This is a genomic window from Brucella sp. GW823-FHT04E01 (genome assembly GCF_058796175.1).
The window spans coordinates 754,375-767,084 of record NZ_JBXAIK010000004.1 but is presented as its reverse complement, the minus strand read 5'-3'; the positions used below and the strand labels follow the sequence as shown (position 1 = coordinate 767,084).

Below are 12,710 nucleotides of genomic sequence, written 5' to 3'. Positions count from 1 at the left end.
CCTTCTATCGGTGATTAAAACTTTTGCGCTTCCAGCGCAGTCTACGCAGACTGCCCCGAAAGGTCGGAATGTTTGGCTAGCATGTGCGCGGGCATGAGGCAAGAAAGGCTTTTTAGGTTAGTATTTGCGTATTCATTGATCTTTACGGTCGTCTTTCCACGGCGAGTTTTCATTCGGCCTGGTGGTATAATCCTCTGGATCGAGATCGATGACATGGTCCTGACGTGGATTTGAACCGGGACGCTGTTGCCCGTAGCCGTCTGAATAGCGCGCGGATGTCGCAACGACCATGCGGCCGCGCATGAATTTTTCCCACATGAAATCACGGATGAACGGAATGAACAGCAGAATGCCGATGGTGCTGCTGACAAAACCGGGCACGATCAGCAGGATTGCTGCCAGAACCAGCATGGCGCCATGCACCATTTCGCGATCCGGCACGCGTCCGGCAGCCGTTTCGGTACGGATACGCTGCAAAAGCCCGATGCCCTGTACGCGCAGCAGAAAGAAACCCAGCATTGCGCTCAGAATAACGAGGCCCAAAGTCGCGAAAACGCCGATCTTGCTGCCGATAATGACGAAACCGGCAATTTCGATGAAAGGCATCGCCAGCATGACGAGAGGGGCGAGAGAGGAGGACACGTAAGTTACGACCTTTGTTGTTTGGTTTCAGCGTTTCAATTTAACCTGAATTGTAACTTTTTCAGGTTCGGAACGAAATTGAAACTGTCTGTCATGCAATATCAAATAGGTATGCATGATCGGGATTTGAATGATGACGTAAGCCGATCTATATGTATGAGATACAAACTAGGGATAAGGAAAGGCGAAATGCCTGATCCTTCAATCAGCGGCAGGCGGCATGGAATTTTTTGATTTTGGCACGATATTCTTCTTCATCGCAGCGGTGATCATCTTTCTCCAGCTGAGGAATGTTCTTGGCCGTCGTACCGGAAGTGAAAAACCGCCCTTCGATCCTTACACATCAGCCCGCAGTGCCGATGCTGCACCGGCAAGCGGTGAGACGGATAATGTCGTCTCTCTGCCACGTCGTCCGGGCGAAAAAGATTTCACCGCCATCGACAAGGCCGCTCCGGTCGGCACGCCGGTCAATGACGGCATGCGCGCGATTTACGCTGCCGATCCTTCGTTCGATCCGGCCGGTTTCGTGGAAGGCGTAAAGATCGCCTATGAAATGATTGTGATGTCCTTTGCCGATGGCGATCGCAAGGTTCTGAAAAATCTGCTTTCCAAGGATGTCTTCGAGGGCTTTGTTTCAGCTATCGACGACCGCGAAACCCGTGGCGAAAGCGTGCGTTCGTCCTTTGTCGGGATCGACAAGGCGGAAATCGCCGGTGCTGAAATGAAGGGGTCGGAAGCGCACGTAACGGTCAATATCGTCAGCCAGATGATTTCATCCACCTTTGACAAGGACGGCAAGCTGATCGACGGTGATCCGGAAAACGTGCTCGAGATCAAGGATCTCTGGACCTTTGCCCGCGACACACGATCGCGTGATCCAAATTGGAAGCTTGTCGCGACTGAAGCGGAAGATTAAGAGAAAACATGTGAATCCGGCCGCGATAGCGCATCCCGAAAAGTGTGAAACGCCTACGCAGGGAAATCAGTCCACTGGACTGATTTCTGATCCTGCTTCGATCGGAAAAGATGCGCGTTTCAAAAAATCAGCGGCCTTTTTGTTTGTGCATAGTTAGACGGATGCGGCGATGAACGACTTGGCGAGGATTTTGCGCCCGGTGGCTTTTTCCGATTGTCCGGGCTGGAACCGGGACGATCAGTCCGCGGCATTCGCTGCGTTTCGCCGTTCTGCCGACTATGCGGCCCACCAGACTTACAAAAGCGGCAGTCTCGGCATCTGTTTCGAAGCGTTGGGGCCGATCTTTGCGGCTGCACGCAGCCTCGACAATCCGGGTGTGGAAGAAGCGCGCGCTTTCTTCGAACAGAATTTTATCCCCTGCCGGATCGTTCCCGATCAGAGCAAAGGCTTTGTGACCGCTTTCTATGAACCGGAGATCGAAGCCTCCCTTGAGGCCGACACCCGGTTCAAGGTGCCCTTCCTGCGCCAGCCCGATGACCTCGTGAAAGTGACAGATGAAAGCCGTCCAATCGGACTTGATCCGTCCTTTGCCTTTGCGCGCCGGACGGAAAACGGCCTTGCCGAATATGACGACCGCCAGACAATCGAGCAGGGAAGTCTTTCCGGGCGTGGGTTGGAAATCGCTTTTGTCGCCGACCGGGTCGATGCCTTTTTCGCGCATGTGCAAGGTGCAGCACGCCTGAAACTGCCCGATGGCGGGTTGCTGCGCATTACATATGCAGCCAAATCCGGCCATCCGTTTACAGGCATCGGCCGCATTCTGGTTGCCAATGGCGAAATCCCGGCTTCAGAAATTTCCATGCAGTCGATCCGACGCTGGCTGGCCGAGCATCCGGATAAGGCCGACGATCTCATCTGGCAGAACCGGTCCTACATTTTCTTCCGGGAAGCTTCTGTGGACGACCCGGATGCCGGACCTATTGCGGCTGCAAAAGTTCCGCTGACCGCCGGGCGTTCGCTTGCTGTCGACAAATTGCTCCACACATTCGGGACGCCGATCTACGCCAGTGCTCCCAATGTCACGGTCTTTGACGGCGAACCCTTTGCACGCCTGATGATCGCGCAGGATACGGGAACGGCCATTGTCGGCCCTGCCCGCGGCGATCTGTTCGCGGGCTCTGGCGACACGGCAGGCGAGATCGCCGGTGGTGTAAAGGACGATGCTGACTTTTATGCGCTGGTGCCGCGCAGGCTTCTGGAGGCTTGAACGGGATGGCGCGTAACACCGACAAGCCGGAAAAGGATTATCTGCGGCCCGAAGACCGCATCCTGTGGGAGACGGTCGCGAAAACCGCAAAGCCGCTGATAAAGCCAAAGGCGAGTGAGGACGAACTTCCCGACTTCAAATCCCTGATGGCGGAAGAAGAAAAACGCCCTGCCAAGGCGAAGGTTCAGCCTGCAGTGGAAGCGAGCAAACCGAAGAAGGGTTTGTCGGCGCTCAGCGAAATGCAGATTCAATCACTCGACAAGCCGACGCATCGAAAGATCGCCAAAGGTCGTGTCGATATTGAAGCCCGCATCGATCTGCACGGTCTCACGCAGGGAGAGGCGCACGGCCTGCTCTACGGATTTCTGGTCAGCGCACATGCACGTGGCCTGCGTCACGTCATGGTTATTACCGGCAAAGGCCGTTCATTCGGCAGCGAAGGGATTTTGCGACAGGCGGTGCCGCACTGGTTTTCCACACCGCTGTTCCGGCTTCTGGTGAGTGCCTATGAGGATGCGGCGCGTCATCATGGCGGGCATGGCGCCCTCTATGTAAGGCTTCGCCGCCAGACGCAAACCATGGCACAGCAAACCGTATTGCCCGGGGGGAGCAGACCGCGATGACGCCATTTGGAATACGCTTGCGCGAGTTGCGGGAAGAACGCGGCGTAACGCAGAAGGATATGGCGGCAGCGCTTCGCGTTTCACCGGCCTATCTGTCAGCGCTGGAACATGGCCGGCGCGGCCAGCCGACCTGGGACCTGCTTCAGCGCATCATCACCTATTTCAATATCATCTGGGACGAAGCGGAAGAGTTGCAGAACCTCGCCGCCGTGTCGCATCCGCGCGTGGTGATCGATACGTCGGGCCTGTCGCCGCAGGCAACAGAACTCGCCAATCTTCTGGCGCGCAATATCCGCATCATCGACCGCGAGACGATCAGGCATCTGAGTGAGGAAATAGAGGCGGCGCGAAAGCGCCGCCGCGGTATCAAGCCTGTTCAAGTTGATTAAAGCGCATCCCGAAAAGTGTGAAACGCCTACGCAGGGAAATCAGTCCACTGGACTGATTTCTGATCCTGCTTCGATCGGAAAAGATGCACGTAGAAACAAATGATCAGAGCGCCGATCTGATCCAATCAGATCGAAACGCGCTCTAGTGGATTGAATTTGACGTTTGATACCCGTCCGATATTAATCCCGTTTCAAACGTCAAATTCGAAAAACCCACTAGAAAAGCGCTTTCAGCTCATCAAGCTTCGAATTGACCAGCCATCCATAGTAGTTTTCCTGCGGTAGCAAAGGTTCCTGACCGTCCGCCTTTCGCTTGGCGTTTTCGTTGGCAAGCGCTCGTGCGCGTGCTTCGGCACCGCCCGTATTATAGAGCGTGGCGGTCAGGCCGGGATTCTTCGAAATGTCGAAGTCGGCGATCTGGCGGTAGGAGTTGATCGACTGTTTCAGCGTCGCCGCAATGTAGGGCAGCGTCAGATCGGGGTCCATGATCGTCTTGTAGACGACATTGCCGTCTTCTGCGTTGAGCTTGGGCAGACCGGAAACGCGGTTCACCATGTCGGACATCTGCAATGCTGTCAGCGGATTGATCTGGCCAAGACCGAATGTCTGCCCGGCATAGAAGGGCTGGAAGAAGACCGCGCTGAAACGATTGTTGGGATAAGCGTTGCCACCGACAGATTTGCCGCGGAAGTTCTTATTCCAGACATTCTCGCGGCAGGACCATAGCGAATAGCTGTCCTTGTGTTTCAGGCAGTCGGCAAATTCCGGCCTCTTGATGAACTGGCCGATGCTTTCACCATTGTAGCCGAAGCTCACGCCCTGGTTCACATAGGACATGGCCTTGACGTAATAGGTCTGCAGCCGGTCATAGACGTCGACATTATAGGTGTGCTCGCCCACAATCGCGCCGACAATATGAATAGGATCGATGCCATAGGCGGCTGCCGTTGAGCGGATCTTGGAACGCAGCGAGGCATCCTTTTTCAGGAGATTGTAGATCTTCTGATACTTCTTCTCGTACGTCGTGCTCAGCTCACGCGTGCGCTTGGCGGATGCGCCGGGAATTGGGGGCTGTTCCGCACTGCGATTGCCCGGAGGCACGACCGTCGCTGCATAGGCGCTCTGGCTGGCAAGGCTGAGGGCCAGGACAAATCCAACAAAAATGCGTCGCGGCTTTGCGCCCATTATTCTGATCATTGTGTGGAAACGGTCCTGATATGGTGAATATTCGGTAAAAGTTGCGGGGAAAATAAAAAACCCCCCGATGCAAGTCGAGGGGTTTTTGCAGTATTTGCGAAAGTGAACTCGCGCCGTGGCTTTATGGCCACTTTTACAAGATGAAGCGCGACAGATCGGTGTTCTTGGCAAGGCTGCCGATCTTGTCCTTTACATAGGCCGCGTCGATGACGAAAGTTGCGCCTGTCTTGTCAGGCGCGGTGTATGAAATTTCATCGAGAACACGTTCCATCACCGTCTGCAACCGGCGCGCACCGATGTTTTCAACCGTCGCATTGAGATCGACAGCGATATCGGCCAGAGCGTCGATGGCGTCATCGGTGATCTCCAGCTTCACCTCTTCCGTTTCCATCAGTGCGATATACTGCTTGATCAGGCTTGCCTCGGTCTCCGTCAGGATGCGGCGGAAATCTTCGCGTGTCAGCGCATTAAGCTCGACACGGATCGGCAGACGGCCCTGTAGTTCCGGCAGAAGATCGGACGGCTTGGATACGTGAAACGCACCGGATGCGATGAACAGCACGTGGTCGGTCTTCACCGGCCCGTATTTGGTCGCAACGGTCGTGCCTTCGACCAGCGGCAGCAGATCGCGTTGCACGCCTTCGCGCGACACACCGGCACCCATACCACCTTCCCGCGATGCGATCTTGTCGATCTCGTCGATGAACACAATGCCTTCGTCTTCGGTGACGCGAAGCGCTTCCTGAACGATCTGGTCCTGATCCAGAAGCTTGTCGGATTCATCATTGATCAGGATCGGATAGGAATCCTTCACCGTGGTCTTGCGCGTCTTGGTGCGCCCGCCCATGGCCTTGCCCAGCATGTCGGACAGGTTCATGACACCGATATTGGCGCCCGGCATGCCCGGAATTTCAAAGCTTGGGCCGGAGCCGGTATCGGCGACCTCGATTTCGATTTCCTTGTCGTCCATTTCGCCATTGCGCAGCTTCTTGCGGAAACTGTCACGCGTGGCGGGGCTGGCGGTCTTGCCGACCAGTGCATCCAGCACGCGTTCTTCGGCATTGAGATGCGCCTTGGCCTTCACATCGTCGCGACGCTTTTCACGGACGAGCGTGATGGCAACTTCGACGAGATCGCGGACGATCTGCTCGACGTCACGGCCGACATAGCCGACTTCGGTGAACTTGGTCGCTTCCACCTTGACGAAAGGCGCACCGGCCAGCTTTGCGAGGCGGCGGGAAATTTCTGTCTTGCCGACGCCGGTCGGTCCGATCATCAGGATGTTTTTCGGCATGACCTCTTCGCGCATCTGGCCTTCGAGCTGCTGGCGGCGCCAGCGATTGCGAAGGGCGATAGCGACCGCGCGCTTGGCGTCGTTCTGGCCGATGATGAAGCGGTCGAGTTCGGAGACGATTTCACGGGGAGAGAAATTACTCATAATTATAACCCACTTTGCCACTGCTTGATGAACTCGAACGGATGCAGCAGCATGATCACGTTGAGCGTAAGATTGTCGCGAATGACGATCAGCGCCAGAACTTCAAAGAACAGCGCGATGGCGACGGTTATTTTCGTTGGCAGTTTGGCTGCGATCAGAAAGCCGATCAGGGCGGCAACCGTGTCGGCAACCGAATTCACGATGCTGTCGCCGAAATAGTCCACCGAGGACGTATTGGCGCGATAGCGTTCGATGATGAAGTTCGAATTCTCGACCAGTTCCCATACGGCTTCGATGCCGACCGCAGCCGCAAGTCTCAAGCCGAGCGGGGCTTTGGGTGCGATGACCGTGAACAGCCAGTAGAACAGAAAGCCATGGATGATATGCGACAGCGTATACCAGTCGGATATATGCTGCGAATTTTCGGTCATCAGCGAACCCGACCATAATTTTATGGTCCCGCATTCGCACATGGCGATCCGCCCGTCGAAGTAAAGCCAGGAGGCTTGCACTGCGAGTATGGCGAGAACGATCAGGGCGCCCAGACCCCAGCGTTGCGCACTCGGTTTTGAGGCCTGCGCGAGCGAACTCATTCTGCGTCCAGGCTTTCCACGATGATATTGTGGTTGGTGTAGATGCAGATATCGGCGGCGATATCCATCGCCTTGCGGGCGATTTCTTCGGCTGACTTGTCCGTATCGACCAGCGCGCGGGCAGCGGCCAGCGCATAATTGCCGCCCGAACCGATGGCCATGACGCCGTGTTCGGGTTCAAGCACGTCGCCGGTGCCCGTCAGCGCCAGCGTTACCTTGCTGTCGGCAACCAGCATCATGGCTTCCAGCTTGCGCAGATAGCGGTCGGTGCGCCAGTCCTTGGCGAGTTCGACCGAAGCGCGCATGAGCTGGTCGGGATATTGCTCCAGCTTCGCTTCGAGGCGTTCCAGAAGGGTGAAGGCGTCTGCGGTGGCTCCGGCGAAACCGGCAATCACATTGCCCTTGCCGATGCGGCGAACCTTTCGCGCATTGCCCTTCATGACGGTATTGCCGAGCGAAACCTGTCCGTCGCCGGCGATAACGACCTTGTTACCCTTGCGCACGGTGACGATGGTCGTGCCGTAAATTGTCGTGGGATGATGTTCGATCATGGATGCTCCTTTGGCGGCACATGCAATCCCGGAAGGCAATTGCAGGTGCCCCTTCATCTATTGAAGAAACAGGTTCCGTCAGCCATTGGCGGATGAATCGTGCTTCGCTGAGAATATTTAAGAACGTACGGACGAATTGCAAATGCCGAATTGCAGCTTGCCAAACCGGCAAAAGGAATTGGCAAACTGGGCAAGCTGTTCTAGAACGCCTCCAAGCTATTGAATGAGGAAAGCTTATGACTGCAGAAAGCACCCGCAAGGCAAGCATCGAGCGCTCGACCAAGGAAACGAGCATTGCCGTTTCCGTCGATCTGGACGGCGTTGGCAAGTTCGACATCACCACCGGTGTCGGCTTCTTCGATCACATGCTGGAGCAGCTTTCCCGACATTCGCTCATCGATATGCGTGTCATGGCCAAGGGCGACCTGCATATTGACGATCACCACACGGTCGAGGACACCGGCATTGCGCTCGGTCAGGCCATTGCCAAAGCATTGGGCGAGCGCCGCGGTATCGTGCGCTATGCCTCAATGGACCTGGCCATGGACGATACGCTGACCGGCGCTGCGGTCGATGTGTCCGGGCGCGCCTTTCTGGTCTGGAACGTCAATTTCACGACATCCAAGATCGGTGCGTTCGATACCGAGCTGGTGCGCGAATTCTTCCAGGCTTTTGCGATGAATGCAGGCATCACGCTCCACATCAACAATCATTATGGTGCCAACAACCACCATATTGCGGAATCGATCTTCAAGGCGGTGGCCAGGGTTCTGCGCGCGGCGCTGGAAACCGATCCGCGCCAGAAGGATGCAATTCCCTCCACCAAGGGTTCGTTAAAGGGATAGGTCCCGAACGGAAGGACAGGTCATGGCGCAATATGTCGTGCTGGAACCGAGGGATAGTAAAGCAATTTCAGGAAAAGTGGACACCGGTTTTCCGTCCGAAATTGCGACTGAAAAAAGCGCTGAAAAGGCCGTCTTCGTGCGCGACGGATTCCATGTACTGGCGCTGGTCTTGCCCTTCGTCTGGCTTCTGACCCAGCGTCTGTGGTTTGAAGCTTTTGCTGTTCTGGGCATTACAATCCTGCTCGGGCTTGTCGGAGCTTACTTTGGCATCGCCGATGCGGTTCCGCTTCTGACCCTGCTGGTATCGCTGTTTGTGGCGCTGGAAGGCGTCAACTGGAAGATCGCCAAGCTCAGGCGTCAGGGTTTTGTCGAAAAAGCGGTCATTGATGCCTCCGATCTGGAAGAAGCAGAGATCCGCTATTTCTACAGCCTCGAAGATGCGGCCCGGCCAGCAACCTCTCTTGCGGACAAGCCTGCTCCGGAATGGGCGCAGCAGCCCCCTCGTCCCACCTATTCCTCATTTGGCTCGACGATCGGGTTTGTCGGCCATCGCGGAGAAAACTGAAAATGCGTGTTGCAATCATCGATTACGGCTCCGGCAATCTGCGCTCGGCCACCAAGGCTTTTGAGCGTGCGGCGCATGAGAGCGGTATCGCGGCAGAAATAGAACTGACGGCGGATGCCGACCGAGTGGCGACGGCTGACCGTATCGTGCTTCCGGGCGTTGGCGCCTACGCCGATTGCCGTCGCGGCCTTCATGCCGTACCGGGCATGGTGGAAGCACTGGAAGATGTGGTTCTGAAGAAGGCGCACCCCTTCCTTGGCATTTGCGTCGGCATGCAGCTCATGTCGGAGCGCGGCCTTGAAAAGGAAGTGACCAAGGGTCTTGGCTGGATTGCGGGCGATGTGCGTGAAATGACACCGTCCGATCCTTCGCTGAAAATTCCGCAGATCGGCTGGAACAGGATTCACGTGAAACATTCTCACCCGGTCTTCGAAGGTATCGAGACCGGCGAGAACGGCTTGCACGCCTATTTCGTGCATTCCTATATGTTCGATGCGAAGAACAAGGCTGACGTGCTGGCCGTTACTGAATATGGCGGCGATGTCACTGCAACGGTTGGCCGCGACAATATGGTGGGAACCCAGTTCCATCCTGAAAAGAGCCAGTTGCTCGGCCTTTCGCTCATTGCCAATTTCCTGAAATGGAAGCCCTGACATTATGATCCTTTTTCCCGCCATCGATTTGAAAGACGGTCAATGCGTGCGCCTGAAGCTCGGCGACATGGATCAGGCAACCGTCTATAATGAAGACCCGGCTGCACAGGCCAAAGCCTTTGAGGATCAGGGCTTTGAATGGCTGCATGTGGTTGATCTCAACGGTGCCTTTGCTGGCGAAAGCGTCAACGGCAAGGCTGTGGAAGCGATCCTGAAAGCCACGAAAAATCCGGTGCAGCTCGGGGGCGGTATCCGCACGCTCCAGCATATCGAGAACTGGCTTTCCAAGGGATTGCGCCGCGTCATTCTTGGTACGGTCGCCGTGCGCGATCCAGCATTGGTGATAGAGGCCTGCAAGGCATTTCCGGGTCGGGTTGCTGTCGGCATCGATGCCAAGGGCGGCTATGTCGCCGTTGAAGGCTGGGCAGAAGCGTCTGAACTGGGCGTGATCGAACTCGCGAAAAAGTTTGAAGGCGCAGGCGTTGCCGCCATCATCTATACCGACATTGATCGCGACGGCGTTCTGGCTGGCATCAACTGGGATTCGACGCTCGGCCTCGCAGATAGCGTTTCCATCCCGGTGATCGCATCGGGCGGCCTCGCCTCGATGGATGACATCAAACGTCTTGCCGCTCCTGATGCCCGCAAGCTGGAAGGCGCGATTTCCGGTCGCGCGCTTTACGATGGCCGCATCGATCCGGCAGAAGCATTATCCCTGTTGAGGGCCGCAGTATGACACTCAAAGCACGCGTAATTCCTTGCCTCGATGTTAAAGACGGCCGCTCCCGCCTGCCCGCAGCGAACAGTCCGGCAAAGGCCGGACAGCGAGGACAGGCAAAACTGAAAAGAGACGCGGCAGATCGAGGACAACCATGCTGAAAGCAAGAGTGATACCGTGCCTCGATGTGAAGGACGGACGCGTCGTCAAGGGTGTGAACTTTGTCGATCTGATCGATGCCGGTGATCCGGTTGAAGCAGCGCGTGCCTATGATGCGGCAGGCGCAGACGAATTGTGCTTCCTCGACATCACGGCGTCTTCGGACAATCGCGAGACAATTTTCGATGTGATCGCCCGTACAGCGGAACAGTGCTTCATGCCGCTCACTGTTGGCGGTGGCGTGCGTCAGGTTGCCGATATTCGCAAGCTGCTTCTGGCCGGTGCAGACAAGGTTTCGATCAACACGGCTGCGGTGAAGAACCCGGAATTTGTTGCAGAAGCTGCTGACAAATTCGGTGACCAGTGCATCGTGGTTGCCATCGACGCCAAGAAGGTTTCGGGCGAAGGTGAAGCCGACCGTTGGGAAATCTTCACCCATGGCGGACGCCAGACAACCGGCATCGACGCGGTGGAGTTTGCGCAGAAGGTGGTGAGCCTCGGCGCTGGTGAAATCCTGCTAACCTCGATGGATCGCGACGGAACCAAGGCCGGTTACGACGTGGCACTGACGCGAGCCGTGGCTGACAGCGTGCGCGTTCCGGTAATCGCTTCGGGTGGTGTCGGCAATCTCGATCACATGGTTGCGGGCATTCGTGACGGTCATGCGACGGCAGTTCTCGCAGCATCCATCTTCCACTTCGGCACCTATACGATTGGCGAGGCCAAACGCTATATGGCCGAAGCTGGCATCCCGATGCGGCTCGATCCGGTCCGTTAAAGAGCAAGATTTAAGGAAATCCGATGACTGAGTTCACACTTTCCGACCTTGAACGCATCGTCGCGGAGCGTGCCGGCATGACGGGCGGCTCGTCTTATACTGCAAGCCTTGTTGCCAAGGGACAGACACGGGCCGCGAAAAAGCTCGGTGAAGAAGCCGTGGAAACGGTCATTGCCGCTGTTGAGGGCAACCGCGCGGAAGTGGTCACTGAAAGCGCTGACCTGCTTTATCATCTGCTGGTGGTTCTCAAGATTGCGGACGTACCACTCAATGAGGTTCTTGCAGAATTGCAACGCCGCACGGCGCAGACTGGTCTTGAGGAAAAGGCCGGTCGTCCGAAAGCATAAATGCAAAGCGAATTGAAAGCTGCTAGTGCAGAATTGGCGTTGAGGGAGAGCAGCGACAATATGTGGGAAAAAGTGGACCAGCTAACGCCGTCGCGTTACTCGCCTTACCGTTTCTTTTCGGCTGAGGAATGGGCGGGCTTTCGCGCCGACACGCCGCTCACTTTGACTTATGACGAGGTCAAACGGCTGCGCTCGCTGGGCGATCCTATCGATCTCGATGAGGTGCGGCGCATCTATCTGTCGCTGTCGCGATTGCTGTCGGCGCATGTGGAGGCAAGCCAGCTTCTGTTCGAGCAGCGCAAGCAGTTCCTCAACATGGAAGAGTCGTTCAAGACACCGTTCATCATCGGCATTGCCGGTTCGGTTGCAGTCGGCAAATCCACGACTGCGCGTATCCTGAAAGAGCTTCTTGCACGCTGGCCATCGAGCCCGAAGGTCGATCTGGTGACGACCGACGGTTTTCTCTACCCCAATGCGGTCCTGCGCGAGCAGAACATGATGGAGCGCAAGGGTTTTCCCGAAAGCTACGATGTCGGTGCGGTCTTGCGCTTTCTGTCAGCGATCAAGGCAGGCATGAGCCAGGTGCGTGCGCCGCTCTATTCGCATCTGAGCTACGACGTATTGCCGGGCGAATATCAGATCGTCGACAAGCCGGATATTCTGATCTTTGAAGGCATCAATGTGCTGCAGGTGCGCGATCTGCCGGAAGACGGCAAGATGGTGCCCTTCGTGTCCGATTTCTTCGACTTCTCGATCTATATCGATGCGGAATCGCAGCTGATTCACAAATGGTATATCGACCGCTTCATGCGGCTGCGGGAGACTGCTTTCGTCAATCCGGAATCCTTCTTCCATCGCTATTCGCAGCTTTCGGAAGATGCGGCGCGTTCGATTGGCGAAGGACTGTGGAACAATATCAACCTGAAGAACCTCAAGGATAATATCCTGCCGACGCGCCCGCGCGCCGATCTGATCCTGCGCAAGGGCAGCGATCACCTGATCGAGGAAGTTGCGCTGAGAAAAATATAA

General features: G+C 56.2%; 16 protein-coding genes. 11 read left to right on the top strand and 5 right to left on the bottom strand.

The genetic code is table 11. The annotated features are described in order from the left end of the window. Positions 1 to 132 precede the first annotated feature (132 nt). On the bottom strand, positions 133 to 642 hold the full coding sequence (locus tag AC1RHM_RS18740) for an FxsA family protein (RefSeq protein WP_010657659.1): 510 nt from the start codon (positions 640 to 642) through the stop codon (positions 133 to 135). Positions 643 to 862: 220 nt separating this feature from the next. On the opposite strand from AC1RHM_RS18740, the gene AC1RHM_RS18735 reads away from it, so the two are divergent. The 4 genes from AC1RHM_RS18735 to AC1RHM_RS18720 all read left to right on the top strand — a co-directional run bounded on the left by AC1RHM_RS18735 (position 863) and on the right by AC1RHM_RS18720 (position 3,837). Further along, positions 863 to 1,558 carry a Tim44/TimA family putative adaptor protein gene (locus tag AC1RHM_RS18735; RefSeq protein WP_010657660.1) on the top strand — a complete coding sequence of 232 codons (696 nt, stop codon included), beginning with the start codon at positions 863 to 865 and terminating at the stop codon, positions 1,556 to 1,558. Positions 1,559 to 1,727: 169 nt separating this feature from the next. Beyond that, positions 1,728 to 2,825: a murein transglycosylase A gene (gene mltA / locus AC1RHM_RS18730; protein WP_010657661.1), complete on the top strand. Its 1,098-nt coding sequence runs from the start codon at positions 1,728 to 1,730 to the stop codon at positions 2,823 to 2,825. A gap of 5 nt (positions 2,826 to 2,830) precedes the next feature. Continuing rightward, on the top strand, positions 2,831 to 3,448 hold the full coding sequence (locus AC1RHM_RS18725; protein ID WP_010657662.1) for a Smr/MutS family protein: 618 nt from the start codon (positions 2,831 to 2,833) through the stop codon (positions 3,446 to 3,448). Further along, positions 3,445 to 3,837, top strand: coding sequence for a helix-turn-helix transcriptional regulator (locus AC1RHM_RS18720; protein ID WP_010657663.1), 393 nt, complete (start codon positions 3,445 to 3,447; stop codon positions 3,835 to 3,837). Before AC1RHM_RS18725 ends, AC1RHM_RS18720 begins: the two co-directional genes overlap by 4 nt. 216 nt (positions 3,838 to 4,053) lie before the next feature. On the opposite strand, the gene AC1RHM_RS18715 is transcribed toward AC1RHM_RS18720, so the two are convergent. The 4 genes from AC1RHM_RS18715 to hslV form a co-directional block, all read right to left on the bottom strand. Then, positions 4,054 to 5,034: a DUF1402 family protein gene (locus AC1RHM_RS18715; RefSeq protein ID WP_012091062.1), complete on the bottom strand. Its 981-nt coding sequence runs from the start codon at positions 5,032 to 5,034 to the stop codon at positions 4,054 to 4,056. A 133-nt stretch (positions 5,035 to 5,167) separates the two neighbouring features. Continuing rightward, complete coding sequence (hslU, locus tag AC1RHM_RS18710; protein WP_010657665.1) at positions 5,168 to 6,472, bottom strand: ATP-dependent protease ATPase subunit HslU; 1,305 nt, start codon at positions 6,470 to 6,472, stop codon at positions 5,168 to 5,170. Between the two features lie 2 nt (positions 6,473 to 6,474). Continuing rightward, positions 6,475 to 7,065 (bottom strand): DUF2585 domain-containing protein, encoded by a 591-nt coding sequence (locus tag AC1RHM_RS18705; RefSeq protein WP_010657666.1) that lies wholly within the window; start codon positions 7,063 to 7,065, stop codon positions 6,475 to 6,477. Beyond that, positions 7,062 to 7,616, bottom strand: coding sequence for an ATP-dependent protease subunit HslV (gene hslV / locus AC1RHM_RS18700; protein WP_010657667.1), 555 nt, complete (start codon positions 7,614 to 7,616; stop codon positions 7,062 to 7,064). Before hslV ends, AC1RHM_RS18705 begins: the two co-directional genes overlap by 4 nt. 236 nt (positions 7,617 to 7,852) lie before the next feature. On the opposite strand from hslV, the gene hisB reads away from it, so the two are divergent. The 7 genes from hisB (at position 7,853) to coaA (ending at position 12,710) form a co-directional block, all read left to right on the top strand. Further along, entirely contained in the window at positions 7,853 to 8,461 is a 609-nt protein-coding gene (gene hisB / locus AC1RHM_RS18695; RefSeq protein WP_151576403.1) for an imidazoleglycerol-phosphate dehydratase HisB, read from the top strand. Between the two features lie 22 nt (positions 8,462 to 8,483). Then, a complete protein-coding gene (locus tag AC1RHM_RS18690) occupies positions 8,484 to 9,026 on the top strand; it encodes a DUF2628 domain-containing protein (RefSeq protein WP_010657669.1) in 543 nt (180 codons plus the stop codon). 2 nt (positions 9,027 to 9,028) lie between these two features. Further along, positions 9,029 to 9,679: an imidazole glycerol phosphate synthase subunit HisH gene (hisH, locus tag AC1RHM_RS18685; protein ID WP_012091059.1), complete on the top strand. Its 651-nt coding sequence runs from the start codon at positions 9,029 to 9,031 to the stop codon at positions 9,677 to 9,679. A gap of 4 nt (positions 9,680 to 9,683) precedes the next feature. Further along, positions 9,684 to 10,415 carry a 1-(5-phosphoribosyl)-5-[(5-phosphoribosylamino)methylideneamino]imidazole-4-carboxamide isomerase gene (hisA, locus tag AC1RHM_RS18680; RefSeq protein WP_010657671.1) on the top strand — a complete coding sequence of 244 codons (732 nt, stop codon included), beginning with the start codon at positions 9,684 to 9,686 and terminating at the stop codon, positions 10,413 to 10,415. Positions 10,416 to 10,551: 136 nt separating this feature from the next. Then, positions 10,552 to 11,334: an imidazole glycerol phosphate synthase subunit HisF gene (gene hisF, locus AC1RHM_RS18675; protein WP_010657672.1), complete on the top strand. Its 783-nt coding sequence runs from the start codon at positions 10,552 to 10,554 to the stop codon at positions 11,332 to 11,334. Between the two features lie 23 nt (positions 11,335 to 11,357). Further along, positions 11,358 to 11,681 carry a phosphoribosyl-ATP diphosphatase gene (locus tag AC1RHM_RS18670; protein WP_010657673.1) on the top strand — a complete coding sequence of 108 codons (324 nt, stop codon included), beginning with the start codon at positions 11,358 to 11,360 and terminating at the stop codon, positions 11,679 to 11,681. A 60-nt stretch (positions 11,682 to 11,741) separates the two neighbouring features. After that, entirely contained in the window at positions 11,742 to 12,710 is a 969-nt protein-coding gene (gene coaA / locus AC1RHM_RS18665; RefSeq protein WP_010657674.1) for a type I pantothenate kinase, read from the top strand.

Excerpts from the sequence above, each read along its gene's own strand:
- AC1RHM_RS18735 (WP_010657660.1), top strand. The coding sequence starts at position 863 with ATGGAATTTTTTGATTTTGGCACGATATTCTTCTTCATCGCAGCGGTG.
- mltA (WP_010657661.1), top strand. The coding sequence starts at position 1,728 with ATGAACGACTTGGCGAGGATTTTGCGCCCGGTGGCTTTTTCCGATTGT.
- AC1RHM_RS18725 (WP_010657662.1), top strand. The coding sequence starts at position 2,831 with ATGGCGCGTAACACCGACAAGCCGGAAAAGGATTATCTGCGGCCCGAA.
- AC1RHM_RS18720 (WP_010657663.1), top strand. The coding sequence starts at position 3,445 with ATGACGCCATTTGGAATACGCTTGCGCGAGTTGCGGGAAGAACGCGGC.
- AC1RHM_RS18715 (WP_012091062.1), bottom strand. The coding sequence starts at position 5,034 with ATGATCAGAATAATGGGCGCAAAGCCGCGACGCATTTTTGTTGGATTT.
- hslU (WP_010657665.1), bottom strand. The coding sequence starts at position 6,472 with ATGAGTAATTTCTCTCCCCGTGAAATCGTCTCCGAACTCGACCGCTTC.
- AC1RHM_RS18705 (WP_010657666.1), bottom strand. The coding sequence starts at position 7,065 with ATGAGTTCGCTCGCGCAGGCCTCAAAACCGAGTGCGCAACGCTGGGGT.
- hslV (WP_010657667.1), bottom strand. The coding sequence starts at position 7,616 with ATGATCGAACATCATCCCACGACAATTTACGGCACGACCATCGTCACC.
- hisB (WP_151576403.1), top strand. The coding sequence starts at position 7,853 with ATGACTGCAGAAAGCACCCGCAAGGCAAGCATCGAGCGCTCGACCAAG.
- AC1RHM_RS18690 (WP_010657669.1), top strand. The coding sequence starts at position 8,484 with ATGGCGCAATATGTCGTGCTGGAACCGAGGGATAGTAAAGCAATTTCA.
- hisH (WP_012091059.1), top strand. The coding sequence starts at position 9,029 with ATGCGTGTTGCAATCATCGATTACGGCTCCGGCAATCTGCGCTCGGCC.
- hisA (WP_010657671.1), top strand. The coding sequence starts at position 9,684 with ATGATCCTTTTTCCCGCCATCGATTTGAAAGACGGTCAATGCGTGCGC.
- hisF (WP_010657672.1), top strand. The coding sequence starts at position 10,552 with ATGCTGAAAGCAAGAGTGATACCGTGCCTCGATGTGAAGGACGGACGC.
- AC1RHM_RS18670 (WP_010657673.1), top strand. The coding sequence starts at position 11,358 with ATGACTGAGTTCACACTTTCCGACCTTGAACGCATCGTCGCGGAGCGT.
- coaA (WP_010657674.1), top strand. The coding sequence starts at position 11,742 with ATGTGGGAAAAAGTGGACCAGCTAACGCCGTCGCGTTACTCGCCTTAC.